The 25,130-nt window shown below is 65.3% G+C and carries 26 protein-coding genes; 12 read left to right on the top strand and 14 right to left on the bottom strand.

Annotated elements, in window-relative coordinates; translation table 11 throughout:
• Positions 1-2 precede the first annotated feature (2 nt).
• On the top strand, positions 3-455 hold the full coding sequence (locus tag JQK15_RS10050) for a DUF6265 family protein (protein WP_214865305.1): 453 nt from the start codon (positions 3-5) through the stop codon (positions 453-455).
• Between the two features lie 171 nt (positions 456-626).
• Here JQK15_RS10050 and JQK15_RS10045 read toward each other — a convergent pair whose 3' ends face one another.
• From JQK15_RS10045 to JQK15_RS10030, 4 genes are all read right to left on the bottom strand, one after another.
• The gene (locus JQK15_RS10045) at positions 627-1,007 is read right to left on the bottom strand and encodes a hypothetical protein (protein ID WP_214865303.1); all 381 of its coding nucleotides are present in this window, start codon (positions 1,005-1,007) and stop codon (positions 627-629) included.
• Positions 1,008-1,067: 60 nt separating this feature from the next.
• Complete coding sequence (locus tag JQK15_RS10040; RefSeq protein ID WP_214865301.1) at positions 1,068-2,204, bottom strand: glutathionylspermidine synthase family protein; 1,137 nt, start codon at positions 2,202-2,204, stop codon at positions 1,068-1,070.
• On the bottom strand, positions 2,204-2,548 hold the full coding sequence (locus JQK15_RS10035) for a hypothetical protein (protein WP_214865299.1): 345 nt from the start codon (positions 2,546-2,548) through the stop codon (positions 2,204-2,206). The genes JQK15_RS10040 and JQK15_RS10035 overlap by 1 nt, the downstream gene beginning before the upstream one ends.
• A 72-nt stretch (positions 2,549-2,620) precedes the next feature.
• Positions 2,621-4,294, bottom strand: a complete 1,674-nt coding sequence (locus JQK15_RS10030) for a M28 family peptidase (protein WP_214865297.1) — start codon at positions 4,292-4,294, stop codon at positions 2,621-2,623.
• 134 nt (positions 4,295-4,428) lie between these two features.
• Here JQK15_RS10030 and JQK15_RS10025 point away from each other — a divergent pair, with 134 nt between their 5' ends.
• Together JQK15_RS10025 and JQK15_RS27425 are read left to right on the top strand one after the other, a co-directional pair.
• The gene (locus tag JQK15_RS10025) at positions 4,429-5,835 is read left to right on the top strand and encodes a hypothetical protein (protein WP_353047196.1); all 1,407 of its coding nucleotides are present in this window, start codon (positions 4,429-4,431) and stop codon (positions 5,833-5,835) included.
• Positions 5,802-6,407, top strand: coding sequence for an alpha/beta hydrolase family protein (locus JQK15_RS27425; RefSeq protein WP_353047195.1), 606 nt, complete (start codon positions 5,802-5,804; stop codon positions 6,405-6,407). Before JQK15_RS10025 ends, JQK15_RS27425 begins: the two co-directional genes overlap by 34 nt.
• A 139-nt stretch (positions 6,408-6,546) precedes the next feature.
• Here JQK15_RS27425 and rpsD read toward each other — a convergent pair whose 3' ends face one another.
• A complete protein-coding gene (gene rpsD, locus JQK15_RS10020) occupies positions 6,547-7,161 on the bottom strand; it encodes a 30S ribosomal protein S4 (protein ID WP_004211980.1) in 615 nt (204 codons plus the stop codon).
• 256 nt (positions 7,162-7,417) lie between these two features.
• Here rpsD and JQK15_RS10015 point away from each other — a divergent pair, with 256 nt between their 5' ends.
• Complete coding sequence (locus tag JQK15_RS10015; protein WP_214865296.1) at positions 7,418-7,714, top strand: chorismate mutase; 297 nt, start codon at positions 7,418-7,420, stop codon at positions 7,712-7,714.
• Here the strand turns inward: JQK15_RS10015 and JQK15_RS10010 are convergent.
• The 4 genes from JQK15_RS10010 to rpiB form a co-directional block, all read right to left on the bottom strand.
• Complete coding sequence (locus JQK15_RS10010; RefSeq protein WP_214865294.1) at positions 7,711-8,796, bottom strand: TrmJ/YjtD family RNA methyltransferase; 1,086 nt, start codon at positions 8,794-8,796, stop codon at positions 7,711-7,713. The two genes, JQK15_RS10015 and JQK15_RS10010, sit on opposite strands and share 4 nt — an antisense overlap.
• A gap of 81 nt (positions 8,797-8,877) precedes the next feature.
• Positions 8,878-9,339, bottom strand: coding sequence for a transcriptional regulator NrdR (nrdR, locus tag JQK15_RS10005; protein ID WP_010337343.1), 462 nt, complete (start codon positions 9,337-9,339; stop codon positions 8,878-8,880).
• Between the two features lie 6 nt (positions 9,340-9,345).
• Positions 9,346-10,665, bottom strand: a complete 1,320-nt coding sequence (glyA, locus tag JQK15_RS10000) for a serine hydroxymethyltransferase (protein WP_214865292.1) — start codon at positions 10,663-10,665, stop codon at positions 9,346-9,348.
• Between the two features lie 11 nt (positions 10,666-10,676).
• Complete coding sequence (gene rpiB, locus JQK15_RS09995) at positions 10,677-11,114, bottom strand: ribose 5-phosphate isomerase B (protein WP_214865290.1); 438 nt, start codon at positions 11,112-11,114, stop codon at positions 10,677-10,679.
• A gap of 102 nt (positions 11,115-11,216) precedes the next feature.
• Between rpiB and JQK15_RS09990 the strand changes: the two genes are divergently transcribed.
• Complete coding sequence (locus JQK15_RS09990; RefSeq protein WP_125986656.1) at positions 11,217-11,402, top strand: hypothetical protein; 186 nt, start codon at positions 11,217-11,219, stop codon at positions 11,400-11,402.
• Positions 11,403-11,466: 64 nt separating this feature from the next.
• Here the strand turns inward: JQK15_RS09990 and JQK15_RS09985 are convergent, their stop codons facing one another.
• Positions 11,467-11,934, bottom strand: a complete 468-nt coding sequence (locus JQK15_RS09985) for an Hsp20 family protein (RefSeq protein WP_010337347.1) — start codon at positions 11,932-11,934, stop codon at positions 11,467-11,469.
• Positions 11,935-12,551: 617 nt separating this feature from the next.
• Here JQK15_RS09985 and JQK15_RS09980 point away from each other — a divergent pair.
• Positions 12,552-13,802 (top strand): lipoprotein-releasing ABC transporter permease subunit, encoded by a 1,251-nt coding sequence (locus JQK15_RS09980; RefSeq protein ID WP_214865288.1) that lies wholly within the window; start codon positions 12,552-12,554, stop codon positions 13,800-13,802.
• Positions 13,795-14,481, top strand: a complete 687-nt coding sequence (locus tag JQK15_RS09975) for an ABC transporter ATP-binding protein (RefSeq protein WP_004211993.1) — start codon at positions 13,795-13,797, stop codon at positions 14,479-14,481. Before JQK15_RS09980 ends, JQK15_RS09975 begins: the two co-directional genes overlap by 8 nt.
• Here the strand turns inward: JQK15_RS09975 and JQK15_RS09970 are convergent.
• Entirely contained in the window at positions 14,470-16,275 is a 1,806-nt protein-coding gene (locus JQK15_RS09970; protein WP_169861344.1) for a diguanylate cyclase, read from the bottom strand. The genes JQK15_RS09975 and JQK15_RS09970 overlap by 12 nt on opposite strands.
• Before the next feature lie 64 nt (positions 16,276-16,339).
• Positions 16,340-17,512 carry a Yip1 family protein gene (locus tag JQK15_RS09965; protein WP_214865286.1) on the bottom strand — a complete coding sequence of 391 codons (1,173 nt, stop codon included), beginning with the start codon at positions 17,510-17,512 and terminating at the stop codon, positions 16,340-16,342.
• Positions 17,513-17,671: 159 nt separating this feature from the next.
• Between JQK15_RS09965 and dnaE the strand changes: the two genes are divergently transcribed.
• From dnaE to JQK15_RS09940, 5 genes are all read left to right on the top strand, one after another.
• Positions 17,672-21,214 (top strand): DNA polymerase III subunit alpha, encoded by a 3,543-nt coding sequence (gene dnaE / locus JQK15_RS09960; protein ID WP_017501820.1) that lies wholly within the window; start codon positions 17,672-17,674, stop codon positions 21,212-21,214.
• Positions 21,215-21,247: 33 nt separating this feature from the next.
• The gene (locus tag JQK15_RS09955; RefSeq protein ID WP_017501819.1) at positions 21,248-21,658 is read left to right on the top strand and encodes a ketosteroid isomerase-related protein; all 411 of its coding nucleotides are present in this window, start codon (positions 21,248-21,250) and stop codon (positions 21,656-21,658) included.
• 41 nt (positions 21,659-21,699) lie between these two features.
• A complete protein-coding gene (locus tag JQK15_RS09950; protein ID WP_214865284.1) occupies positions 21,700-22,674 on the top strand; it encodes a carbon-nitrogen hydrolase family protein in 975 nt (324 codons plus the stop codon).
• The gene (locus JQK15_RS09945) at positions 22,671-23,261 is read left to right on the top strand and encodes a GNAT family N-acetyltransferase (RefSeq protein WP_214865282.1); all 591 of its coding nucleotides are present in this window, start codon (positions 22,671-22,673) and stop codon (positions 23,259-23,261) included. The genes JQK15_RS09950 and JQK15_RS09945 overlap by 4 nt, the downstream gene beginning before the upstream one ends.
• A 78-nt stretch (positions 23,262-23,339) precedes the next feature.
• Positions 23,340-23,585: a hypothetical protein gene (locus JQK15_RS09940; RefSeq protein ID WP_010337356.1), complete on the top strand. Its 246-nt coding sequence runs from the start codon at positions 23,340-23,342 to the stop codon at positions 23,583-23,585.
• 1 nt (position 23,586) lies between these two features.
• Here the strand turns inward: JQK15_RS09940 and JQK15_RS09935 are convergent, their stop codons facing one another.
• On the bottom strand, positions 23,587-23,763 hold the full coding sequence (locus JQK15_RS09935) for a hypothetical protein (RefSeq protein ID WP_214865280.1): 177 nt from the start codon (positions 23,761-23,763) through the stop codon (positions 23,587-23,589).
• A gap of 1 nt (position 23,764) precedes the next feature.
• A complete protein-coding gene (locus tag JQK15_RS09930; protein WP_214865278.1) occupies positions 23,765-25,087 on the bottom strand; it encodes a chloride channel protein in 1,323 nt (440 codons plus the stop codon).
• Between the last annotated feature and the right edge of the window lie 43 nt (positions 25,088-25,130).

Below are 25,130 nucleotides of genomic sequence, written 5' to 3'. Positions count from 1 at the left end.
CGGTGAAGAAGAGCGTATCGATCATGCTGGCGGCACTGATGCTGGGCGCGGCGTCGCTGGCGCAGGCGGCGGACCTGCCCGAATGGCTGACCGGCGAATGGCAGCAGGAGCGGGGCGACCGCTGGACCGAGGAACTCTGGTCGCTGCCGCGCGGCGGGGTGATGATCGGCATGGGGCGCAGCGGGCGGGGCGAAAGCCTGCAAAGCTGGGAGGTGATGCGGATCGTGCGTGCGGCGGACGGAACGCTGACGCTGCATGCGGCGCCGGAGGGCGGCAAGGAGACGATCTTCCCCGTGCTGGAACAGGGCGTGCGCGACATCAGCTTCGCCAATCCCGACCATGATTATCCCCAACGCATCCGCTACTGGCGCGAAGGCCGGCTGCTGATGGCCGAAACCGCGATGATGGACGGCAGCAACGCCCAGAACTGGACATATGCGCCGGCGGGGCAATGAGGGGAGGCGACTAATTCCAGACCTGTTCCCCCTCCCGCAGGCGGGAGGGGGGTAGGGGGTGGGCTGTACGTCGGACAAGCCCACCCCGCTGCGACTAATGCGCTGCGCGCATAAGTCTCGCTACCCCTCCCGTTTACGGGAGGGGAATGGCGGGAAACCACCCATTAAGCCCTAAGGCCGTTTTCCGCCCGGCTGGCTGCGCTGGGCCTCGGTCAGGCTCTGCAGGGCGCGGCCTTGCATGTCTATTTCGCGCTGTTCGGAATAGCTGAGGCCATCGCGGGCGCTGCGATCGGCCTGGGCGTCGGCGCGGTCGGCCTCTCGCCGCAGCGCGCGCGCCTGTTTCTTGCTGAGCGTGCCGCTCTTGCGTCCGTCGCGTATGTCCTGACGCGCGCGATCCAGTTCATAGTCGCCCGAGGGCCGAGGCTCGACCCGGACATTGAACGGGCCGGGCGGTGCGGTCGGCTCTGTCTTGGGCGCGATTTGCGCGGGCAGCGTGGCCGGCAGGGCGAGGGCGGTCAGAAACAGGCTGGGCAGGGCAAGGGTTATGCGCATGGCGTTGCTCCTACAGGACGGGTTAAGGTCGGTTTCCGGCGCTGAACCCGCGCTGAACCTTCAGCCGATGATGTGCGGCACGAAGCGCGCGGCATTGCCGGTGATCGGCCCATCCTCGCGAATGCCCATGCCGGCGGGGTCGCCATCCACCACCCAACTGCCGAGCACCGGCCGCCGGTCGCCTGCACCGGGCAGGGTATAGAGCCGCTGGTAGATGAAGCCTTCCTCGCCATAGTCGCCGCCGCTCTGGGCAACCGTTTCGCCATCTTGGACGAGGCGGATATTGGCGCCCTCGCGCGACAGCAGCGGTTTCACCACATGGTCGCCGGTCATGGCCACGCGGCTGGCCTCCAGCAAATTGGGGTGGTCGGGGAACAGATCCCACAGGATCGGCAGGATTGCCTTGTTGCTCCAGATCATCTTCCAGATCGGCTCGATCCACAGGGTGGAGGACAGGCTTTCCACCACTTCCCGGCCAAAGGGTTCATGGACGATCCATTCCCAGGGATAGAGGTGGAACAGCGCGTCGATCGGCCGATTGTCGAGATCGACGAAGCGGCGGCGCTGATGGTCCCATCCCAGTTGCTGGGTCTGGATCAACTGGGTGTCGATCCCCGCTTCGCGCGCCGTGTCGGCCATATAGGCGACGGTCACCGCATCCTCGCCCATATTGCCGTCGACATAGGTGAGGTGCAGCATCGACGTGCCACGCGGCGGGGCGATGGCGCGCCAGCGGTCGACCAGCCGCTCGTGCAGGCTGTTAAACTGGTCGGCGCCGGGAAAGACGGCCTCCTTCCAGTCCCACTGGATCACCGATGCTTCCAGCAGGCTGGTCGGCGTGTCGCAGTTGAACTCGAACAATTTGGGCGGCCCGGCGCCGTCATAGCCGAGATCAAAGCGGCCATAGTTGAGCGCGGCCGGCTCTCCGTCCCACGCCTCGCGGATCGCCTGATGACAGAAATCGGGAATGCCGAAGCTGCCGAGCAGATCCTGATCCAACACATGCTGGCCAGCGGCGAGGAACAGGCGATAGAGTTCGGCGGTGGCCTGCTCGACCTCCGCGACCTCGTCGGGGCTGAAGCGATAACAGGCGCTTTCATCCCAATAGGGCTGGGCATCGGCGCCATGCCAGACCAGGCCCAGATGCTCGACGCGGGCCTGCCAGTGCGGGCGCGGCGTGCAGGCGATCCGTTCCATCAGCTGTGGCCGCTGCGCCCCGACAGGCCAAGGCCGCCGCGCGTCACATTGGCCGAGGATGCCGGGCTGTAGCTATGGCCATAGGAAGGGGCGATCGATCCGCCGCTCACCCGTTCGCCCACGCGCGCGACCGCGCTGCCCCGGCCCAGATAATACCAGCCATGGCCGCCGCCGCTGCCGCCCCAGCTGCAATTGCGGTCCTCGACCCGGCGCCCCTGCGCATCGCGGCATACACGCAAGTCGCGGTCGGCGGTGTCGGGGCTGCGCGAGCAGCCGGTGGCGAGCAGGGCCGCCGCCATGGCCGATGTGATCGGCAACATGCGCCGGTCGAATTTCTGGGTCATGATCCCCCTTATAGCCCCGAAGATGAAAGGCCGGCGACAGCGTCCCCATGCTGTCGCCGGCCTTGACGATGCTTATTTGCCCGCGCGGTCCTTGTCGCGGATGGCGCGGAATTCGCCGCCATCGACCCAGTTGGGCCAGTCGGTCGTGTTCGCGAGCGCCCGGCCGACATCATAATAGAGCTTCAGGTCGGCGGCGACGCCGGTCCAGTCCCAATTGGGATCATATTCGTCCTTGGGGCCATGATAGCGATGCTCGGTATAATCCTCCGCCGCAGCCATGCCGGCGGCGGTGCCGCCCTTCACCAGATCCTCGCCGCCCTCGAAATAGAGCATCGGCAGGCCATGCTTGGCGAAGCTGAAATGGTCGGAACGGTAATAATAGCCCTTTTCCGGGGTCGGTTCGAGCGTGGCGACGCGGCCTTGGGCACCGAGCGCGCGGTCGAGATAGGCGTCGAGCTGCGACTTGCCCTTGCCGATGACGACGACATTCTTGGCGAGGCCCGCGACGCTCAAGGCATCCATGTTGACGCCGCCGACGGTCTTGCTGAACGGGAAGACCGGGTTGTTGCCATAATAGGCCGAACCCAGAAGGCCCGATTCCTCGCCGGTGACGGCCAGGAACACCTGGCTGCGGTCCGACGGGCCGGCCTTCACATTGGCCTGGGCCAGGGCGACCAGCGCGGCGGTGCCGGTGGCATTGTCGACCGCGCCGTTGCAGATATCATCGCCGTCGGGCGCCGCCTGGCAATGGCCCAGATGGTCCCAATGGGCGCTGTAGAGCACATATTCGTCGGGACGGGTCTTGCCCGGCAGCAGGGCGACGACATTTTTCGACGCATGCTTGCGCAGGTCATTGTCGAACGAGACATTGGCCTTGATCGTGCCCAGCGGCACGGCCTTGAAGCCCTTCTGCTTGGCAGCGGCCATCTGCTGGTCGAGGTTGAGGCCCGCGTCGGCGAACAGCGCGGCGGCCTTGTCCTTCTGGATCCAGCCGATCGCGGCCGACTGGTCGGCATTGCCGCCCGGATTGTCTGCGACATGCTGCGACCCGGTCCAGCTCGACTGGACGACGTTCCAGCCATAGGCGGCCGGTTCGGTGTCGTGGATGATGATCGCGGCGGCGGCGCCCTGGCGCGCGGCTTCCTCGAACTTGTAGGTCCAGCGGCCATAATAGGTCATGGCGCGGCCATTGAACGGACCGGTCAGGCCCGGCGTCTGATAATCCGGGTCATTGACCAGGATCAGCACCGTCTTGCCCTTCACGTCCAGGCCGGCATAGTCGTTCCAGCCCTTTTCCGGGGCGTTGATGCCATAGCCGACGAACACGACCGGGCTGTCCTTGACCTCGATCCGGGGCTGGGTGGTGCGATAGGTGCCGATCACCATTTCCGGACCATAGGCGGCGGTGACCGGGGCCTTGCCGCCGGTGAAGCTCAAGGCCGAGACATTCTTGGCGGTGATCTCCACCAGCGGCACGTCCTGGAACCAACTGCCCTTGTTGCCGGGTTTGAGGCCCAGCTTCTCGAACTCGGCGGTCAGCAGCGCCAGCGTCTTTTCCTCGCCCACGGTGCCGGGCGCGCGGCCCTCATAGGCGTCGGACGAAAGCTCCTTCACCAGCCGCTTCATCGTGTCGATCGAGGGGGCGGGGTCGCTCTTGGCGGCGGGCGCGGCCAGCGCGACGGCGGGCGTCAGCGCGGGGGCGGAAAGGGCGAGAACGGCGGCGATCGCCGCGACGGAGCTGCGCATGGAAGGAACCCTTGTCTTTATGGAATGCGCCTGATGCCACTGCGATGGGCCGAGGGCAAGAAATGCCGATTGTCACAATTGATGCACTTGGTTAGCAATTGGGCCGGGGAATTTGGGGGGAGTGTTTTTCCAGAATGAATTATGTTGCAAGCACGGTGCGCCTGGGCGCGCTGATGGGTTTCTGTTCGCTGTCGGCCATCGCCCATGCCGAGCCGGATGCGCTGGCCAAGGCCTTTGGCGCGCGCGAGACGGTGATTTCGGCCAGCCTGTCCGCCGATGGCGAGAAGATTGCGCTGGTCGCCGCCGGACCGGGCCGAATGACGCGTGTCCATGTGCTGAACGCGCAGGAGGGAGCGGAACCCAAGATCGTTCTTTCAGGCAGTGGCAAGCCGGAATATCTGACGAGTTGCGACTGGATCGGGCCAGCGCGCCTGAGCTGCAACATTTTCAGCACGCAACGCTATGGCGACAATGTCTACACATCCAGCAATGTCGTGGCGGTTGATGCGGAAGGCGGCAATATCAAGGGGTTGAGCCAGAAGCGGGGCGAGAATGCTCTGGGCTATGACCTGCGCGGCGGCGAGGTGCTCGATTATCTGCCCGGCGAGGACGGCGCGATCCTGATGACGCGTTCCTATGTGCCTGAAGCCAAGGCTGGCAGCCTGATCGAGAAGAAGGCCGAAGGGCTGGGGGTCGATCGGATCGACAGTCGCACCGGAACGTCACGGCGGGTCGAGGCGCCCGAGAAGAATGCCTTTGACTTCATTACCGATGGGCTTGGCCATGTGCGCGTCATGGGGCTGTGGGACCGCAAGGACACCGGTTATGTCACCAGCCAGTTCAAATATCTGTACCGTGGTGCCGATGGAGGAGGCTGGCGCCAGCTTTCCACCTATGACTGGCAGTCGGAAACAGGCTTCAAGCCCGTTGCGGTCGATCCCGCCAAGAATATTGCCTATGGCTTCGAGCGCAAGGACGGGCGTTTTGCGCTGATGGCTGTGCAACTGGATCCCGGCCTGGAAAAGACGCTGGTCTATGCCAATCCGAACGTCGATGTTGCTGGTCTGGTCAAGACCGGGCGCGACCAGCGCGTCGTCGGCGTCAGCTATGTCGACGATTATCGCCATACGGACTATTTCGATCCGGCGGTGCTGGCGATGGTCAAATCGCTCGGCAAGGCGCTGGGCGGCAAGTCCGTCCATATTGGCGATCTCAGCGCCGACGGGCAAAGAGCGCTGATCTGGGCCGGCAGCGACGTCGATCCGGGGCAATATTATCTGTATGACAAGGCTGCGCGTAAATTGTCGCCTATCATGCCCGATCGACCGGAACTGGCCGGACACGCGCTCGCGGCGATGAAGCCGATCCAGTATAAGGCGCAGGACGGAACCGTCATTCCCGCCTATCTGACCCTGCCGCCGGGCAAGGAGGACGCCAAGGGGCTGCCGGCGATAGTCATGCCCATGGAGGACCGGAATCGCGCGACGAATGGGGTTTCGACTGGCTGGTGCAATATTATGCGGCGCGTGGCTTCGCCGTGATCCAGCCGCAATTTCGGGGCTCTTTCGGTTTTGGTGAGAATTGGTTGATGGGCAATGCCTTCCGTTCGTGGAAGGCGGCCGTCGGCGACGTGGCAGATTCGGGACGCTGGCTGGTCCAGCAGGGGATTGCCGATCCCGCCCGACTGACCATTCTGGGCTGGTCCTATGGCGGCTATGCGGCCCTGCAGGCGCAGGCGATCGACCCCGGGCTGTTCAAGGCGGTGGTGGCTATCGCGCCGGTCACCGACATCAGCGATATGCTGCGGCGCAGCCGGTATTCGGCAACCTATCTGGAAGATCGCAAGATGCTGGGCACGGGCCCCGAGGCGGCCAATGCATCGCCGGCCAATCATGCCGCCGAATTCCAGGCGCCGGTGCTGATGTTCCATGGCACGGACGACAATAATGTCGACATCACCCAGGCAAGGATCATGCAGTCCAAGCTGGAGGGCGCGGGCAAGCGTAGTCGGCTGGTGGTCTATGATGGGCTGGCGCATGACCTAGACGACAGCGACGCACGGGCCGACATGCTCCAGCAGAGTGCGGACTTCCTGCTGCAGGCGGGGAAATAGGAAAAGGAAAGGGGAGGCTTCGAGCCTCCCCTTTTTTTGTCCTGTGGCCATGCGAGGCAACGGCCAAGGAAAAAGGCCAAAGAAAAAGGGCGGTCCCTTGCGGGGCCGCCCTTTTCCAAATTCTGTCCGGAAGGACCGATTAGCGCGAATAGAATTCGACGACCAGATTCGGTTCCATCTTCACCGGGTAGGGCACTTCGTCCAGCGTCGGAACGCGGACATAGGTGACCTTGGTGGCGCCGTCGGGGGCGACATAGTCGGGGATGTCACGCTCGGGCAGGCTCTGCGCTTCGAGAACCAGCGCCATTTCCTGAGCCTTCTTGCCCAGGGTGATTTCGTCGCCCGGCTTCACCAGACGCGAGGCGATGTTGCACTTCACGCCGTTCACATAGATGTGGCCGTGCGAAACGATCTGGCGCGCCGAGAAGATGGTCGGCGCGAACTTGGCGCGGTACACGACGGCGTCCAGACGGCGCTCCAGCAGACCGATCAGGTTCTGGCCGGTGTCGCCCTTCATGCGGCTGGCTTCGAAATAGTTCTTCTTGAACTGCTTCTCGGTGATGTCGCCGTAATAGCCCTTCAGCTTCTGCTTGGCGCGCAGCTGGATGCCATAGTCCGACATCTTGCCCTTGCGGCGCTGGCCGTGCTGACCGGGGCCATATTCGCGCTTGTTGACCGGGCTCTTCGGACGACCCCAGATGTTCTCGCCCATGCGACGGTCGAGCTTGTACTTGGCGCTAGAGCGCTTCGACATACCTAATTCCTTACAACTGCATACTACGTTATCCGCCCTCCGGATCCGATGAACCGAGGTCCGCGCATTGCGGAGGACGAAGGCTTCCCGGTCATCGCCTGTTTCCATATTTCAGGGACAGGGCCGCCGCTTCACCGGGATGCGGGGCCAATCGCGAAGGCGCGCCTATGGAGAAGGTCGGATATTATGTCAAGCCCAGACATCTGTCGCCACTGGGGCCTCGACAGCCGGCGGAGCGCGGCCTAATCCGGCGGCCATGAAGCCCGAAGACTATACCAGCATGACCGAGGTGCGCGCCGGTGTCGACGCCCTCGACCGCCAGCTCGTCGCCCTGCTTGACCAGCGTTTTGCCCATATGCGCGCCGCCGCCCGGATCAAGCCGGATCGCGGTGCCGTGCGCGACGAGGCACGCAAGCGCCAGGTGATCGACAATGTACGCGCGGAAGCCGAGCGGCTGGGCGCGCCCGGCGACCTGATCGCGGACCTGTGGGAGCAACTGGTCGAAGCCTCGATCGCCTATGAAATGGCGGAATATGACCGCACGCGGGGTTAACGCTCGCGCGGTCGGTTGAGGTGCGACAGCACGCCGCGGAGCGTGCGCACCTCCAGATGGTTCCAGCCCGGCTTGGTAAGCAGGTTGCGCAGCGTCAGCTTGGTTGCGGGTGCGCGGTCGGGCGGGAAGAAATAGCCGACCTTCTCCAGCAGCGTGTTGAGCTGCAGGATCATGCCTTCCAGCTCCTCCTGCGGTGCGGGCTCGCCCAGTTCGGTCACGGTCGGCTGCGCCAAATTGGCCTGCTTGGACCATTCATAGGCGCACAGGATCACCGCCTGGGCGAGGTTCAGCGAGCCGAATTCCGGATTGATCGGCACGGTCAGGATCTTGCGGGCGAGCGCGACATCCTCGGTCTCCAGCCCCGAGCGTTCCGGCCCGAACACATAGGCGCAGCGGCCCTGTGCGGCATGGATTTCCTGCGCGGCTTCCTCGGGCGTGACCACCGGCTTGGTGACGCCGCGCTTGCGCACGGTGGTGGCATAGACATGGGCGCAGTCGGCGACCGCATCGGCCAGCGTCTCATAGACCTGCGCCTTGTCCAGGATGAAGTCCGCGCCAGCCGCCGCCGGGCCGGCATCGGGATTGGGCCAGCCGGCGCGCGGGGAGACGAGCCGCATCTCGGTCAGCCCGAAATTCAGCATCGCCCGCGCCGCCTTGCCGATATTCTCGCCCAGTTGCGGGCGAACCAGGACGATGACGGGGGGGAGGGGGGAGGTGTCTATATTCATGGAACCAATTTTCTCGTCTGCCTCCACTTCCGTTCGCCCTGAGCGAAGTCGAAGGGCGTCACTGAGCGAAGGCGAAGTGGGTGAGACGGAAGCCGCCTTGAGCTTCTGCCAGTCTTCCGCGATCAAGGCCTCCTTCTTCTTGCGCGACCAGCCCTTGATCTGCAACTCGCTGGCCAGCGCCTCGGCGCGGGTCGGGAATTCGGCGGACCACATCAGTTCGACCGGCAGCCGTTCCGATGTGTAGCCCTTGATGATGCCCGATTGATGGGCGGCGAAGCGGGCGTCGAGATCGTCGGTGTGGCCCGTATAATAGGAGCCGTCCGCGCATCGCAGGATATAGGAATAGAACGCCATGCCGTCTCCTCGCCCTCGCTTCGCTCGGTTGGGGCCTTCGACTTCGCTCAGGCCGAACGGAAGATTATAGCGCCTTCCGTCTCACTCACTCCCGACCTCCTTCACCGTGCTCGCGAAATCCTCGAAGTCGCGGGCGTCGGTGAAGTCCTTGTAGACGCTGGCGAAGCGGATATAGGCGACGCTGTCGAGGCGTTTCAGCCCCTCCATCACCATCTCGCCGATCGATCGCGCCGGGATCTCGCTTTCGCCGCTGGTTTCCAGCTGGCGCTGGATGCCCGAAATCAGCTTCTCGATCCGGCTCGGGTCGATCGGCCGCTTGCGGCAGGCGATGCCGATGGAGCGGGCCAGCTTGTCGCGCTCGAACGCTTCCTTGCGGCCTTCGCTCTTCACCACCCAGATGTCGCGCAACTGGATGCGCTCGAAGGTGGTGAAGCGCGCGCCGCAGGCTTCGCACTGCCGGCGACGGCGAATGGCATTGCCATCCTCCGTCGGCCGGCTGTCCTTCACCTGGCTGTCCTCATGGGCGCAGAAAGGGCAGCGCAAGCGGGCTTACCCCTGATAGATGGGGAAGCGGGCGCAGAGCGCGGCGACACGCTCGCGGACGCTGGCTTCGACGGCGGCATCGCCATGTTCGCCATTGTCGCGCAGCCCTTCCAGAACGTCGGCGATCATGTCACCGATATCCTCGAACTCGGCGACGCCGAAGCCGCGGGTGGTGCCGGCCGGCGAGCCGACGCGGATGCCGCTGGTCTTGGTCGGCGGCAGCGGATCGCCCGGCACGCCATTCTTGTTGCAGGTGATGAAGCTGCGCTCCAGCGCCTCGTCCGCATCCTTGCCCGAAATGCCATAGGGGCGCAGGTCGATGAGGGCGAGGTGAGTGTCGGTGCCGCCCGAGACCACGGCCAGGCCGCGCTGCTCCAGCTTGCCGGCCAGCGCCTTGGCGTTGGTGACGATCGCCTGGGCATAGGTCTTGAATTCGGGCTGCAGCGCTTCGCCGAAAGCGACAGCCTTGGCAGCGATCACGTGCATCAGCGGGCCACCCTGAAGGCCGGGGAAGATCGCCGAATTGATCTTCTTCGCGATCGCTTCGTCGTCGGTCATGATCATGCCGCCACGCGGACCGCGCAGCGTCTTGTGCGTGGTGGTGGTCACGACATGGGCATGGCCGAAGGGCGAGGGATGGGCGCCACCGGCGACCAGGCCGGCGAAATGGGCCATGTCGACCATGAACAGCGCGCCGACCTTGTCCGCGATCGCGCGGAAGCGGGCGAAGTCGATCTGGCGCGGATAGGCGCTGCCGCCGGCGATGATCAGCTTGGGCTGGCATTCGACCGCCTGGGCCTCAACCGCGTCATAGTCGATCAGATGGGTGTCTTCGCGCACGCCATATTGCACGGCGTTGAACCACTTGCCCGACATGCTGGGCTTGGAACCGTGGGTCAGGTGACCACCGGCGTCGAGCGACAGGCCCATGATGGTTTCGCCGGGCTTTACCAGCGCCAGCATGACGCCGCCATTGGCCTGTGCGCCCGAATGGGGCTGGACGTTGGCGAACTGGCAGCCGAACAGTTGCTTCGCGCGGTCGATGGCGAGCTGTTCCACCACGTCCGACGGGGCGCAGCCCTGATAATAGCGCTTGCCCGGATAACCTTCGGCGTACTTGTTGGTGAAGACGCTGCCCTGCGCTTCGAGCACGGCCTGCGACACGATATTTTCCGAGGCGATCAGCTCGATCTGGGTCTGCTCGCGCTTCAGTTCCTGGGCGACGCCGGCGAACACGGCCGGATCGGCAGCGGCCAGGCCTGCGGTGAAATAGCCTTCCGAACGAATGTCCGACAGGGTGGGCTGGGTGAGGGTTTCGGTGCTCATCTCAAGTCCTTTCAGAGCGCGGGCTGGGACAGTTTCTCGACGCGGCCGGCATGGCGGCCACCGCCGAACTCGGTGGTGAGGAAGGCGGTGACGCAGGCCTTGGCCATGTCGACGCCGGTCAGGCGCGCACCCATGGCCAGGACATTGGCGTCATTATGCTCGCGCGACAGCGCGGCCGACAGGGGTTCGCCGACCAGGGCGCAGCGGCAGGCCGGGTTGCGATTGACGGCGATCGAGATGCCGATGCCCGAACCGCAGAGCGCGATGCCGCGTTCCGCTTCGCCCGATGCGACGGCGGTCGCGAGCTTGTAACCAAAATCGGGATAATCGACGCGGTCGGCGGTGGCTGGGCCGAGGTCGGCGACCTCATGGCCCTCGTAGCGCAACCATTGCGCAAGTTCGGCCTTCAGGTCGACGGCGGCATGATCGGAAGCGATGGCGATTTTCATGGGTGCGTTCCCCTGCGGCTTGGGGTGATTCGTTTCTGCGCGCCTCATAGGGGCATGGGCCGCCAATTGCCACAGTCCAGCTAGGCGCCTATGGACTGGCCCATGGCGGGCATGATCCTTTCGATATTGATGCTGGCGGGTATCCTGCTGACCGGCGGGGGAATTTACGCGATCGTGAAGCGCGGCGACCGCAAGCGCGGGGCGCTGATGATCGTCGCGGGGCTGGTAATGTTCGGCAATGTCGCGATCAGCGCGATACCGATGCCACCGCCGCAGCAGGTGCGCTGACCAGCGGGCAGCAAGAAGGGCGCAACCTTGCGGTCGCGCCCTGTGCTTGTTTCGGGTGGCCGGATCAGGCGGCGTCGCGATCCTTGTTGATGTCGACCAGATGGCCGCCATTCACGGCGATCTTCTTGGGCTTCATCGCTTCGGGCACTTCGCGCACCAGTTCAATCACCAGCAGGCCATCGGCCAGGTCCGCCTTTTCGACGCGGACGAAATCGGCCAGTTCGAAGCGGCGTTCGAAGCTGCGATTGGCGATGCCGACATGCAGGAACTTGGAACGGTCGGCATTAGTCTCATCCTTGCGGCCGATCACCTGGAGCAGGTTCTGCTGGGCGGTGATGTCGATTTCCTCGGGACGGAAGCCGGCGACGGCCAGGGTGACGCGATAGCGGTCCTCGGCCAGGCGTTCGATGTTGAAGGGCGGGTAATTGTCGCCCTGCGCCAGACGGGCATTATTTTCGATCAGGTCGAACAGACGATCGAAGCCGACGGTCGAGCGGCGATAGGGGGTAAGGTCGAAACCACGCATGCTCATAATCTCCAACAGAGCAAAATGATCCTGCCGGACCCGGTCTTCGGCGTCCGGCCTATGCTTGCGCCCGGCCCCATGTGGCGGCCGGACGGGATTGATATGGTTGGCTCTTTGTGTTGTTCAAGAGGGGGCAGGGCGAAGCATCGCGCCGCCTGTCCTACAGTGCCCGCAGGCGATAGACTGGCGAGAAGAGGGCACGGAAAATGGTCGGAAGCGTAACAAAATTTCCGTCTTGAATCCGAAAATGCCAAGATGTGCGGGAAATGTGCGAAGTTAAGCGGGAAGGGCGCCCAAGAGTCGCCGAACAAAAAAGTGCCCGGGCCGCTTTCGCGATCCGGGCACTTAATGGACGATTGCTCGTCTCCCCCTTGGCCTGCCTCTACCGACTTCTCAGCCCCCTAAGCTTGAAGTGGGAAGCAGTATCCCTGAACCACGGCCTTTTGCCTGTGCCTCGGGAGCCTTGCTATGACTGGCGCAGCCTGCTGTCACGGGCAAAATCCGGGCTCTGTGATTTTCTGTATCGGCCTGTGTCCCGCGTGCAACAATTCCGCAATCCTTGCCGTTAAGGCTCAGCCTGCTAGACCGGCCGCGTCACTACCAGAAGGGCCATTCGCGCCACCATGATTCTATCCCGCTACGAACGCATGATCGCCAAGCGCTATTTGCTGCCGGGCAAGGGGGAAGGCTTCATCTTCCTCGTCGCCGGCATCAGTCTGGCCGCGGTCATGCTCGGAGTCGCCGCGCTCATCATCGTCATGAGTGTCATGAACGGGTTCCGCGCGGAGCTGTTCGACAAGATTGTCGGCCTCAACGGCCATGCCGTGGTGCAGGGCTATGGCGGGCGCCTGCCCGACTGGCGCGATGTGCTGAAGGAAGCGAAGGCGACGCCGGGCGTCACCAGCGCGACCCCGCTGATCGAGCAGCCCCTGCTCGGCAGCTATCAGGGACGGGTGGAAGGCGTGCTGGTGCGCGGCATGACCGTGCCCGACATCCGCAGCAACACGACGCTCAAGGGCAAGATCGTCGCCGGTGACCTCAATGCGCTGACCGCCAATAGCGAGAAGGTCGGCATTGGTGTCCGCCTGGCGGAAAATCTGGGCATCCAGGTCGGCGACTATATCAGCATCATGAACCCGGCGGGACGCGCTACGCCGTTCGGCACCGTTCCCCGCCAGATTTCCTATCAGGTGGCGGCGATCTTCGAGGTCGGCGTCTATGATTATGACAAGGCCTTCGTGGTCATGCCGATCGAGGATGCGCAGACGCTGCTGCTGCTGGGCGATGTCGTCAGCATGATCGAGGTCGAGACCGTCAATGCCGACAAGGTCGGGGCGATCCTGGAGCCGCTGGCGGCGAAAGTTGCCGGTCGCGCCGTGGTGCAGGACTGGCGCCAGATGAATGCCAGCCTGTTCGAGGCGCTGGCGGTCGAGCGGGTGGCGATGTTCGTCGTGCTGTCGATCATCGTGCTGGTCGCGGTGTTCAACATCCTCTCCTCGCTGATCATGCTGGTGCGCGCCAAGACGCGCGACATCGCGATCCTGCGCACCATGGGCGCGAGCCGGAGCGGACTGGTGAAGATCTTCATGACCGTCGGCGTGACCATCGGCACGCTGGGCATGGTCGCCGGCATGATTTTGGGCTTCACCTTCCTCTTCTTCCGCCAGAGCGTGGTAAATGTGATCCAGTTCGTGACAGGGCAGAATCTGTGGGATCCCTCGATCCGATTCCTGACAGAATTGCCGTCCAAGCCCGATCCGGTCGAGATCGTGATCATCTGTCTGATGGCGCTGGTCTTCAGCTTCCTCGCTACCCTCTATCCGGCCTTCAAGGCCGCCAATACCGATCCTGTCCAGGTGCTGCGCTATGAATGATGTCCTCAAGGTCAGCGGCCTTTCCCGCAGCTTCACCCAGGGCGGGGTCACGATCGACGTGCTGCGCGGCGTCGACCTGACGGTCGGGCCGGGCGAGATCGTCGCGCTGCTCGGCCCCTCGGGCTCGGGCAAGTCGACGCTGTTGCAGGCGGTCGGCCTGCTGGAAGGCGGGTTCGACGGATCGATCCGCATCGCTGGGGAGGAGGCCGCGAAGCTGGACAATGACGGGCGCACGCGCCTGCGCCGCGATGCGCTGGGCTTCGTCTATCAGTTCCACCACCTGTTGCCCGATTTCAACGCGACCGAGAATGTGGTGCTGCCGCAGGTGATCAAGGACGCGACCATGGACGCGGCGCGGACCCGCGCGGAATCGCTGCTGACGGCACTGGGGCTGGGGCATCGGCTCGACCATCGGCCGAGCCAGTTGTCGGGCGGCGAGCAGCAGCGCGTCGCGGTCGCCCGCGCGCTGGCCAATCGCCCGGCGCTGGTGCTGGCGGACGAGCCGACCGGCAATCTGGACGAGCGCACCGCCGACGTGGTGCTGGCCGAATTCCTGCGCCTGGTGCGCGGCGAAGGATCGGCGGCTTTGGTCGCCACTCATAATGAGCGGCTGGCGGAAAAGATGGACCGGGTGGTCCGCCTGCACGAAGGGCGGCTGGAAGAGGCGTCAGCCCGGTAACAGCCCCTCGCGCGCGGTCGCGACCATGATCTGGTCGCGGCCCTCGCCCTTGGCACGCAGCAGCGCGGCGTCGGCGGTGGTGACCAGTCGGACGGCGGCGCCATGGTCGGGCCAGGCGGCCAGGCCAAAGGAGGCGGTGATCGGCCCCAGTTCCTGACCGCGATGCTCGACCCGCAGGTCGCGGATGCGCTGCTGGATCTGGGCGGATCGGGCGAGCGCCTGCTCCAGCGTGAAGCCGGGCATCAGGAGGACAAATTCCTCTCCGCCCAGGCGGAAGGCAAAGCCCTGTTCGCGCAGTGAGTCGCCCAGCACCGCGCCGACCGCGCGCAGCACCGCGTCGCCGGCGTCATGGCCATAGCTGTCGTTGAACCGCTTGAAATGGTCGATGTCGACCATCAGGCAGGCGAGCGGGGCATGGTTGCGTTCCGCCTCGTCCACCAGCGCCTCGAACATGGCGTCGAAATGGCGACGGTTGGGCAGGCCGGTCAGCGCGTCCGCCATCGCCATTTCACGCAGCGCGTCGCGCAGGCGCAGATTGGCGAGCGCCAGGCCGATATTCTCCGCCAGCATTTCCAGATATTTTTCCGCCCGGTCGAGATGTTCGGCATCCATCTCGCGGGTCTGTTCGAAATAGAGCAGGCCGATGCTTTCCCCCTGCGCCGCCAGCGGGATGCAGATGGTCGGGACGGCGGTTTCGCCTTCCAGATGCTCGCAGGCAATGTCGACCATGCCGCCGCGCGGCTTGTGGACCTGGCCGCGCCGCAGCGCCCAGCAGGCCGAGGCCGGGAAATCATTGCGCGACTGTTTGGGATCGAGCCAGTCGCAGGCCTGCAGCATCATGTTGCGGCGAATGTCGTGGATATAGAGGCGGCCGGGGAAATCGGGCGTGATTTCCGGGGTGAAGCGGCGCACCACCTCGACCAGATCGGCGGTGCTGTCGCAGCCCTGCAGGCGCTGGGTCATGCGCGACAGCAGGTCGCGCATGGTGCGATCGACATCGCGCTCCTGCTCCAGCCGCTGCCGCTCCAGGCCATTTTCACGGAAAATACGGATTGCCTGCGCCATGTCGCCAATCTCGTCCACCTGCGGGAAATCGGGCGGGATCGCGGCAAAATCCTGCGCGGCAAGACGGGTGACGACATCGCTCAGCCGCACGACGGGATGCAGGATGCGCTGCTTCAGCACGAAATAGAGGACGCACAGGAACAGCAGGGCGGTGACGCCCAGCATGATTTCCGACATGGTCCGCCACTGGCGCGCGGTATCGGTCGCGCCCTGCACCGCCGTGTCGGTGCGATGGTCCAGCATATATTGGAAGCGGCCGACCTGCGCCGCCACCCGGTCCAGTTCGCGGCCATATTCGTCGCCGAAGAGGATGGTGCGGGCGGTCTTGTCATCGCCCGCCTGCGCTGCCTTGATCGCGACATCCTGCTCGTCCGACAGGGCGTCGGCCCACTGGATCGCCTGGCGCAGCGCGTTCAGTTCATTCTCGTTGGCGCCGGCATCCTTCAGATGCTGGATGCGATCCTCGACGGAACGCAGCGCTTCCTTCTCGCGCCGATAGACGACCAGATGGCTGGGATCGCCCGAAATCACATAGCCCCGCGCCTGTTCGGTGAGGCGATAGACATCCTCCTCCAGGGTGGAGGTCAACTGGTCGAAACTGGCGCGCTGGGCGACAGCAGCGCGCTCGCGCTGTTCTGCGCCGGACGCGAACAACATCGTCGTGCCCGACGCCAGAGTGAGCAGGACGGTGGCCCCATAGGCCCAGTTGGTGATCGTGGATAAACGCATGGTGGCGCCTAACCTAGGCCCGATAGCTTGGCAATTCGTTACGCGGGCGACCTCATGACATTGCCTATTTTGCGGCGAGCGCGCTCAGTCGGTCGAGATCGAGCGCGTTCACTGCGGCCTTCAACTCCCCGATATCGGCGACGGTGCCCTCCGCCTCGACCATGAAGCGGTCGGCCAGCGTGGTGGCATATTTGCCGTGGCGGCTGTCCTTGTCCCATTCCTCGGTGACGATGCGGCCGTCGATCGTCTGGGTGCGCTCATAGCCGCTGGCGGTCTGGCGGTTCGACTGGACATTGAGCGCCGCGCCGATCCCGGCAAAGGCGCCGGCCACCGCGATGTCGTTCACCTCCAACTCGATCTCGTCGTCGCCGGCACGGTAGCGGGCGGAGGCATGGGCACCCGCGGACATGCCGCTGCTCTCAATCTCGGTGCGGGTGAAGCGGCCGATCGTCTCGGGCAGCAGCGCCTGCAGCACATCGGGCGCGATCGCTGCGGAACGGCCGTTCTTGGTCGCTTCCTCCATCCGCTTGGCGGCCTGTTCCATCTGCTTGGTGGCGGCGTCCATCTTGTCGACGTCGATCTTGCCGATGCCCGGCACGGTGATCTCACCGCCGATCTCGTCCGGCCCGGCATGGCTGCCGGACAGGCCGCTGAACGGCATGGCGAGCAGGCTGGCGAGGATGAAGAGCAGCGCGCCCGCGACCATGGTGACGATGGTGTAGGGGAGCGCCTTCTGCTCTGGCACCTTCATCAGGCGCGGCAGGCCGAGATAGAGGAGGTAGAGGCTGTAAAGTCCGAGCAGGCCGAGCATGCCAAGGCCCGGCAGCAGCGAGAAGATGCCGGCCAGCCAGCCGGCGGTCGCCGAATAGGCGGAAATCTTGAACGCCTTGAGCTTGTCGCGCTGGCCGCCGAAGCTGGGGGCGAGGAAGTTGATGATGATCGCCAGCACGGCGAGGCCGATCAGCGACAGGACATAATTGGCGATCGCCATGCCGATCGCGCCGATCAACGGCGGGCGCCAGGTAATGCCGAACAGGCCATGGCCAAAGACCTGTCCGCCGATCAGGGTCGCGAGCGGCGGGATCGCCGCCAGGATCATGGCATAGCCGGTATAGATGCTGCCGATGCTCGCCGGTTCGGCCTCGATCAGCGGCCATTCGTCCCTGGGGCGCAGGATGATCGCCTTGGCCCGATCGGCGATGCCGGGCGGGGTGGAAACCGGGTTGCTATCCGACATGACCGTGCTCCCTGTTCTCTGGCCTATCCTCTGGCCCGTTCTTTGGGCGCGATAGGATCAGCAAGCGCAGCCCTTGGCAAGCGACAAGTGGTGCTTTTGTCCACAGCTTTTCGCCGGGCGGGACTGGCGCGCGGGCGCGGGCGTCGTTAGATTGCCGCGATGTCTCATTCCGCCTTCGTACCGCTGCGCATCTTTTCGTCCTTCACCATGCTCGAAGGGGCGATCGACCCCAAGAAGATCGCCAAGCAGGCCAAGGCCCTGGGTTTTCCGGCGGCGGCGATCACCGACCGTAACGGCCTTTATGGGTCGATGGCCTTTTCCGATGGCTGCAAGGGCGAGGGCGTGCAGCCGATCGTCGGCGCCATGCTGGGCGTGGTGCGGCCGGGCCGGCCGTCCAATGCGCCGGCGGTGCATGACTGGATCGCCCTCTATGCGCAGGATGCGGGCGGCTATGACAATATCTGCGCGCTGGTGTCGATGGCGCATCTCGACCGGCCGCTGGAGGAAGTGCCGCATGTCACGCTCGACATGCTGGAGGGGCGGACCGATGGCGTGATCGCGCTGACCGCCGGCGGCGAGGGGGCGATCGCCCGCCTGTTCGCCGAGGATCAGCCTGACGCTGCGCTCGCTTACGCCGACCGGTTGCAGGCGCTGTTCCCCGATCGCCTCTATGTCGAGATTTGCCGCCGGCTCGACCCGGTCGAGGGCAAGGCGGAGCCGCATCTGCTCGACCTGGCCTATGACCGCAATCTGCCGCTGGTCGCGACCAACCCGACCTGCTTTGCCGAGCCGGAATTTCACGCGGCGCATGACGTGATGCTGTGCATCGCCGATGGCGCCTATGTCGAGACGCCCGATCGCCGCACCAGTTCGCCCGACGCCTGGATGAAGCCGGCGGCGGAGATGAAGCGGCTGTTCGAGGATCTGCCCGAGGCGCTGGCCAACACGCTGGTCGTGGCCCAGCGCTGCGCGGTGATGGCGCCCAAGCGCAAGCCGATCCTGCCGAGCCTGGCCGGCGATATCGAGGGCGAGGGCATCATGCTGCGCGATCAGTCGATCGCGGGGCTGGAGGCCCGGCTGGAAAAGGCCGGGATCATCGCGGACGAGGCGCGCCAGCCCTATTTCGAGCGGCTGAAGTTCGAAATGGACATCATCATCCAGATGGGCTTCCCCGGCTACTTCCTGATCGTGGCCGACTTCATCAAATGGGCCAAGGATCATGATATTCCGGTGGGGCCGGGCCGTGGTTCGGGCGCGGGCTCGCTGGTCGCCTGGGCGCTGACCATCACTGATCTCGACCCGCTGCAACTGGGCCTGCTGTTCGAGCGCTTCCTGAACCCGGAACGCGTTTCCATGCCCGACTTCGATATCGACTTCTGCGAAACGCGGCGCGGCGAAGTGATCCGCTACGTCCAGCAGAAATATGGCAGCGACCATGTCGCGCAGATCATCACCTTCGGTAAATTGAAGGCCCGCGCTGTGCTGAAGGATACCGGCCGCGTGATGCAGATGAGCTATGGCCAGGTCGACCGCCTTGCCAAGCTGGTGCCCAACCATCCGACCGATCCCTGGACGCTGGAGCGATCGCTGAACGGCGTCGCCGAGTTCAAGGCGGAATATGACAATGACAATCAGGTCAAGCGCCTGATCGACTATGCGATGAAGCTGGAGGGCTTCCCGCGCCACAGCTCCACCCACGCGGCCGGCGTGGTGATCGGTGACCGGCCGCTGAGCCAGCTGGTGCCGCTCTATCGCGATCCGCGATCCGACATGCCGGTGACCCAGTTCGACATGAAGTTCGTCGAGGGTGCGGGCTTGGTGAAGTTCGACTTTCTCGGCCTCAAGACGCTGTCGGTGCTGCAAAAGGCAGTGCAGCTGCTCAAGGGGCGCGGGGTCACGGTCGATCTCGACACGCTCGCCTGGGACGATGCCAAGGTCTATGAACTGCTCCAGCGCGGCGACACGGTCGGCGTGTTCCAGCTGGAATCCGAAGGCATGCGCAAGACGCTGGCGGCCGTGCGTCCGACCAATTTCGGCGACATCATCGCGCTGGTGTCGCTCTATCGTCCCGGCCCGATGGACAATATCCCGATGTTCGGGCGCCGCAAGAACGGCCAGGAAGAGATTGAATATCCGCACATCCTGCTGAAGCCGATCCTCGAGGAAACCTATGGCATCTTCGTCTATCAGGAACAGGTTATGCAGGCCGCGCAGATCCTGGCCGGCTACAGCCTTGGCGACGCCGACCTTCTGCGCCGCGCCATGGGCAAGAAGATCAAGGCGGAAATGGACGCCCAGCGCCTGCGCTTCGTCGAGGGCTGCGCCAAGAGCGACATCAAGCCGGCCAAGGCGAACGAGCTGTTCGACTTGATCGACAAGTTCGCCGGCTATGGCTTCAACAAGTCGCACGCCGCCGCCTATGCGCTGCTCGCCTATCAGACCGCCTGGCTCAAGGCCCATTATCCGGCGGAATTCTATGCCGGGTCGATGGCCTTCGATATTCATCTGACCGAAAAGCTGACCGTCTTCGTCGACGATATGCGGCGCATGGGCATGACCTGCCTGCCGCCCGACCTCAACCAGAGCGAGGCCGACTTCACCGTCGAGGCGGTACCGTTCGAGGGCGATGATCCGCGTCTGGGCTTTGCCGTGCGCTATGCGCTGGGCGGCCTCAAGGGCGTGGGCGAGAAGGCGATGGAGCAGCTGGTTGCCGAGCGCGAAGCCAATGGTCCGTTCAAGCATCTGGACGATCTGGCCGACCGGATCGAGCCGCGCCTGCTCAACCGGCGCCAACTCGAAAGCCTGGCGGCGGCCGGTGCGTTCGATACCATCCATGCCGATCGCGCCGGGGTGCATGCGGCGGCCGAAACCCTGCTGAGCGTCGCGGCAAGCGCGGCGCAGGCGCGCGAAAGCGGGCAGGGTGGCCTGTTCGGCGATGTCGAGACGGCGCATGCCGACGTCCGCATCCCGCCGCACCAGGCCTGGACCGTGTCGGACCGGATGGCGCAGGAAAAGGAGGCGTTCGGCTTCTATTTCTCGGCCCATCCGGTCGATCGTTTCCGCCATCTGGCCGATGCGCGCGGCGCGAAAAGCTATGGCGAAATCTGTTCCCAGCCAATGGGCATGCCCAATGCCGAAGGGCGGGTGATGGGCATCATGGCGGCGATGGTCGAGGATGTGCGCTGGCGCGAGACGCGGCGGGGTGCGCGCTATGCCAACGCCACCTTCTCCGACCAGAGCGGTCAGTTCCAGGCGAGCTGTTTCGACGAGGATGCCTGCAAGCAGATCGAGGAACTGGCGCGCGAGGGCGATTGCGCGCTGCTGCATGTCGAGCTGGATCGCCTGCCGGGCGAGGAAACGCCGCGCGTCACCGTGCGCCGGATGGAGCCGTTCCGCGAGATTGCCAACGTGTCGCGCATGGAACTGGTGCTGGACATCGAGATGGTCGAGGCCGTGGCCAAGCTGGCCGCGATCCTGTCGGGCAGCAGGGGCGGGCGGTGTGAGGTGTTCGTGCGCGCGCCGATCGGCGATGGCAAGGCGGCCCGTGTCTTCCTGGGCGACGACTTCACGCTGGGCGCCGATCAGGTCGACGCGATCAGTGGCATTGCCGGGCTGACCGTCCATAATCTGGCGCGGATGGAGGCGAAGTCGGACGGCTATCGCACCCGCCATCGCCGATCGGCCATGCGGCTGGTCGGCTGATCCCGCCCGTTTTCCCAGTCCGAGGAGAAATCTGTGTCCGAAGCGACCCTGGCCCTGGTCCATGCCTATTATGATGCCTTCAACCGGCAGGATGCCGAGGGGATGCTGGCGCTGCTGGCCGACGATGTGCGGCACGAGCCGAGCCAGGGCGCGGCCCGCATCGGCAAGGCGGCCTTCGCCGATTTCCTGGCCCATATGAACCTTTGCTATGCCGAGACGGTGATCGATCCGATCGTGCTGGCCAATGCGGAAGGGACGCGGGCGGCGGCCGAGTTCATGCTGGACGGCCGCTATCTGGTCACCGACGAGGGGCTGCCGCCGGCCGCCGGCCAGACCTATCATCTGCGCGTCGGCGCCTTCTTCGATATTGTGGGCGGTCGCATTGCCCGCATTTCCAACCATTATAATCTGGCCGACTGGATCGCGCAGGTCGAAGGGCGCTAAAGCCGCCGCTTGCCCCGTTGCCGTTCCATCCCGAGGTATCCTTGACCCACATTCGCGTTGCCGCCGCCCAATATCCGATCGAGCAGATGCAGAGCTTTGCCGCCTGGCAGGAAAAGCTGACCCGCTGGGTGGAGGACGCCGCTGCGCTGGGCGCGACGCTGGCGATCTTCCCGGAATATGCGGCGATGGAGCTGGCCGGGATCGATCCGGAGCGGGCGGCGGATCTGACCGCCTCGCTCGATCTGGTGATGCAGTTTGGCGAGGCCTATGACCGCCTCCATGCCGAGCTGGCGGCGCGGCTCGACATCATGATCCTGGCGGGCAGCCGGCCGGTGCGGGAAAGCGACGGCCGGATCGTCAATCGCGCGCGGCTCTTCTGCCCCGACGGCACCACCGGCCATCAGGACAAGATCATGATGACCCGGTTCGAGCGCGAGCGCTGGGGCATCAGCGGCGGCGACAGCATCAACCTCATCCACACGCCGATTGGGCCGGTCGGCATATCGATCTGCTACGATGTCGAATTTCCGATGATCGCGCGGGCGCAGGCGGAGGCGGGCGCCAAGCTGATCCTGACGCCATCGGCCACCGACACGATGCAGGGCTATTGGCGGGTGCGGATCGGCGCGCAGGCGCGGGCGATGGAAAATCAATGCTTCGTCGTCCAGTCGCCCAGCGTCGGCATGGCCCCCTGGCTGCCCTGCATGGACGAGAATTTCGGCGCCGCCGGTGCCTTTGGACCACCCGATGGCATGATGCCCGATGATGGCGTGATCGCGCTGGGGCAGGCGAACGGCCCGGCCTGGGTGGTGGCGGACATCGACCTTGCCATGGTCGACCAGTTGCGTGCGGATGGCACGGTGCTGCCCTTCCGCCACTGGCCCGAACAGCATGTGCCCTTCCACATCATCCAGAATGGCGCGGGATCGGACGTGATCGCGCAGATGGCCAGCGATGCCGCGCGCGACGATGCGCCGGCCGCGCCGCAAATCGAAGATCAGGAGATTGCAGAATGACCGAGCCGTCGATCATCGTCGACCGCGTGACCAGCGATGCGCAGGGACTGGAGGCGCTGGCGACGCTGCGCATCCGCATCTTCCGTGAGTGGCCCTATCTCTATGAGGGCGATGCCGCGCATGAGGAGGAATATCTCCGCGATTTCCTGGCGAGCGAGCGTGCGACTTTGGTGCGGGCGCGGATCGGCGAGGAGCCGGTCGGCATCGCCACCGCATCGCCGCTGGCCGGCCAGCCCGACAGCCTGATCGCGCCGCTGGTGGCGGCGGGCGTCGATGTCGCGCGCAGCTTCTATTTCGGCGAGTCCGTGCTGCTGCCGGCCTATCATGGTCGGGGTATCGGCCATCTCTTCTTCGACGCGCGCGAGGGGGCGGCGCGGGAGGCCGGCGCCGATTATGCGATCTTCTGCGGCGTGGTGCGCGGCGAGGACGATCCGCGCCGTCCGGCCGACGCCCGCGACCTGGCCCCTTTCTGGCGCAAGCGCGGCTATGCGCCGATCGAGGGTGCGCTGTGCGACATGAGCTGGAAGGAAATCGGCGGCAGCGAAAAGGTCAGCCACCCGATGCAATTTTGGATGAGGGCGCTGTAAGGGGCGGGGCGGTTCCGGGGGCATGGCGGCGAAAGCTTTCCCTTGATTTCGCGCGCGGTGGGTGGTGATGGGATATGCATGATTATCTCGACCATCCCCTGGGACCAGCCCGCCACCATGATCGACCTGGATGGCAAGGCACCGCTGATCGCGACGGTGCGCGATTGCGTCATCCATTATGGCCTGTTCAAGCCTTTCGCCAAGGAACAGGCGCGGGTGCTGCTGACCCAGCCGGTGCATCGCGAGGGGCAGAAGACCCGGACCTGGCTGCTCAATCCCGATGAAATCCAGCAACTGGCGGACAAGCTGCGCGCCGAGGGCTGATCTAGCGGCGGCGACCGGCCTGGAGCAGGGCGTAGAAGGTCATCGCCGAAAAGCCGATCGCGCCAGTGAGGCCGATGGCGGCGCCGATCCAGGCGCCGTCCATGCCGGCCAGCAGCTGGCCGGCGAGAAAGCCGATAATCGGCAATATCATCAGGAGCAGGCAGCCGAGTGCCGCCATGTCAGCGGTTCGCTTCGGCGGCCTTGGCCCGCTCCAGGAAGTTGCGGGACAGGCCGTGATAGAGGCGCTCGCGACAGAAGATCTGGGCGGATGCGTCGGCGACCAGCGCGGCGCCCAGCAGCGGCAGCATGAAGCCGCGGCTGCCGGTGGTTTCCGAAATGATGATGACGGCGGTCAATGGCGCGCGCACCACGCCGGTGAAATAGGCGACCATGCCCAGCAGCACGACGGCGCTCGCCGGTTCGCCGGGGAAAATCCAGCGCAGCAGATTGCCGAAGCCGGCGCCGGTGGCGAGCGATGGGGCGAAGATGCCGCCGGGAATGCCCGAGACGCTGGTGGCGAGGGTGCTGAGGAATTTGGCGGGGGCGAACCAGAGCGGCTGGTCGCCGCCCGCGATCATGGTGCGGGCCGGGGCATAGCTGGTGCCCCAGGTGAGGCCGGTGGCCACGCCGATCGCCGCCACCAGCAGACCACAGCCGCCGGCGAACAGCACCGGATGGGTCCGCATCCAGTCGGTCATGCGATTGCGCGCGGTGGCGGCGTCGAGCGCCAGCCGGGCGAACAGGCCGCCGGACATGCCGCCCAGCAGCCCCGCCAGCAGCGCGATCGGCACAGCCGACTGCAGCGGCAGATGGGCCGCGACCGCGCCGAAATAGACATAGTCGCCAGCGACGCCGAGGCTGACCATGCCCGAGATGATGACTGCGGTGATGACCAGCAGGGTCATGCGCTGCTCGTAGGCGGAGGCCAGTTCCTCGATCGCGAAGGCAATGCCGGCGAGCGGCGTGTTGAAGGCGGCGGCAACGCCGGCCGCGCCGCCCGCGACCATGACGGACGCGCGCAGCGGCACGTTCAGCAAAGCGTGGACGCGGGCAAGGATGGCGGCGGAAATCTGGACGGTGGGGCCTTCGCGGCCGACCGATGCGCCGACCAGCAGACCGGCGATGGTCAGCACGACCTTCAGCAGCGCCATGCGCAGGTCAACCAGGCAGCGGCCCACCTTTTCGGGCAATTGGGTGGCGGCGATCACCTGCGGGATGCCCGATCCGCCGGCAAAGGGCGCGACGCTGCGGGTGATCCAGGCGAGGGCGGCAAAGCCGAGCGGGGTCAGCAACAGCGGTAGCCAGCGATTGGCGGTGGCGAGGCGATGGAAAGCCTCGGTCGCTTCGTCCGCGGCCCAGGCGAAGGCGAGCGCGGCGAGGCCCACCAGCACGGCGCCGCCGATCAGGGCGAGGCGACGGCGAAACAGCAAGGATGTCGGCCCGCTATGGCGCAGCAGCGCGCGGGCGCGGCGGCGGCTCCAGCGCTGGCCGGGGCGGCTCATGATGGACGTTGCGCGCCGGGGCGCGATTGACGCAGGACGCGGA

The sequence above is a fragment of the Sphingobium sp. BHU LFT2 genome, assembly GCF_018604485.1.
In the GTDB taxonomy this organism is placed as follows: domain Bacteria; phylum Pseudomonadota; class Alphaproteobacteria; order Sphingomonadales; family Sphingomonadaceae; genus Sphingobium; species Sphingobium yanoikuyae_A.
The sequence above is the reverse complement of the archived record's forward strand: the minus strand, read 5'-3'. Positions and strand labels throughout refer to the sequence as shown.

Bases quoted from the DNA above. Each gene is read 5' to 3' on its own strand.
- JQK15_RS09975 (WP_004211993.1), top strand. From the start codon at position 13,795: ATGAATGATGTCCTCAAGGTCAGCGGCCTTTCCCGCAGCTTCACCCAG.
- JQK15_RS09935 (WP_214865280.1), bottom strand. From the start codon at position 23,763: ATGGCGGCACTCGGCTGCCTGCTCCTGATGATATTGCCGATTATCGGC.
- glyA (WP_214865292.1), bottom strand. From the start codon at position 10,665: ATGAGCACCGAAACCCTCACCCAGCCCACCCTGTCGGACATTCGTTCG.
- JQK15_RS10025 (WP_353047196.1), top strand. From the start codon at position 4,429: ATGAATTATGTTGCAAGCACGGTGCGCCTGGGCGCGCTGATGGGTTTC.
- JQK15_RS10015 (WP_214865296.1), top strand. From the start codon at position 7,418: ATGAAGCCCGAAGACTATACCAGCATGACCGAGGTGCGCGCCGGTGTC.
- JQK15_RS09940 (WP_010337356.1), top strand. From the start codon at position 23,340: ATGATTATCTCGACCATCCCCTGGGACCAGCCCGCCACCATGATCGAC.
- JQK15_RS10030 (WP_214865297.1), bottom strand. From the start codon at position 4,294: ATGCGCAGCTCCGTCGCGGCGATCGCCGCCGTTCTCGCCCTTTCCGCC.
- JQK15_RS09965 (WP_214865286.1), bottom strand. From the start codon at position 17,512: ATGTCGGATAGCAACCCGGTTTCCACCCCGCCCGGCATCGCCGATCGG.
- JQK15_RS10010 (WP_214865294.1), bottom strand. From the start codon at position 8,796: ATGGCGTTCTATTCCTATATCCTGCGATGCGCGGACGGCTCCTATTAT.
- JQK15_RS09930 (WP_214865278.1), bottom strand. From the start codon at position 25,087: ATGAGCCGCCCCGGCCAGCGCTGGAGCCGCCGCCGCGCCCGCGCGCTG.
- JQK15_RS09945 (WP_214865282.1), top strand. From the start codon at position 22,671: ATGACCGAGCCGTCGATCATCGTCGACCGCGTGACCAGCGATGCGCAG.
- JQK15_RS09990 (WP_125986656.1), top strand. From the start codon at position 11,217: ATGGCGGGCATGATCCTTTCGATATTGATGCTGGCGGGTATCCTGCTG.
- JQK15_RS09980 (WP_214865288.1), top strand. From the start codon at position 12,552: ATGATTCTATCCCGCTACGAACGCATGATCGCCAAGCGCTATTTGCTG.
- JQK15_RS10040 (WP_214865301.1), bottom strand. From the start codon at position 2,204: ATGGAACGGATCGCCTGCACGCCGCGCCCGCACTGGCAGGCCCGCGTC.
- JQK15_RS09985 (WP_010337347.1), bottom strand. From the start codon at position 11,934: ATGAGCATGCGTGGTTTCGACCTTACCCCCTATCGCCGCTCGACCGTC.
- JQK15_RS09970 (WP_169861344.1), bottom strand. From the start codon at position 16,275: ATGCGTTTATCCACGATCACCAACTGGGCCTATGGGGCCACCGTCCTG.
- JQK15_RS10035 (WP_214865299.1), bottom strand. From the start codon at position 2,548: ATGACCCAGAAATTCGACCGGCGCATGTTGCCGATCACATCGGCCATG.
- rpiB (WP_214865290.1), bottom strand. From the start codon at position 11,114: ATGAAAATCGCCATCGCTTCCGATCATGCCGCCGTCGACCTGAAGGCC.
- JQK15_RS10045 (WP_214865303.1), bottom strand. From the start codon at position 1,007: ATGCGCATAACCCTTGCCCTGCCCAGCCTGTTTCTGACCGCCCTCGCC.
- dnaE (WP_017501820.1), top strand. From the start codon at position 17,672: ATGTCTCATTCCGCCTTCGTACCGCTGCGCATCTTTTCGTCCTTCACC.
- rpsD (WP_004211980.1), bottom strand. From the start codon at position 7,161: ATGTCGAAGCGCTCTAGCGCCAAGTACAAGCTCGACCGTCGCATGGGC.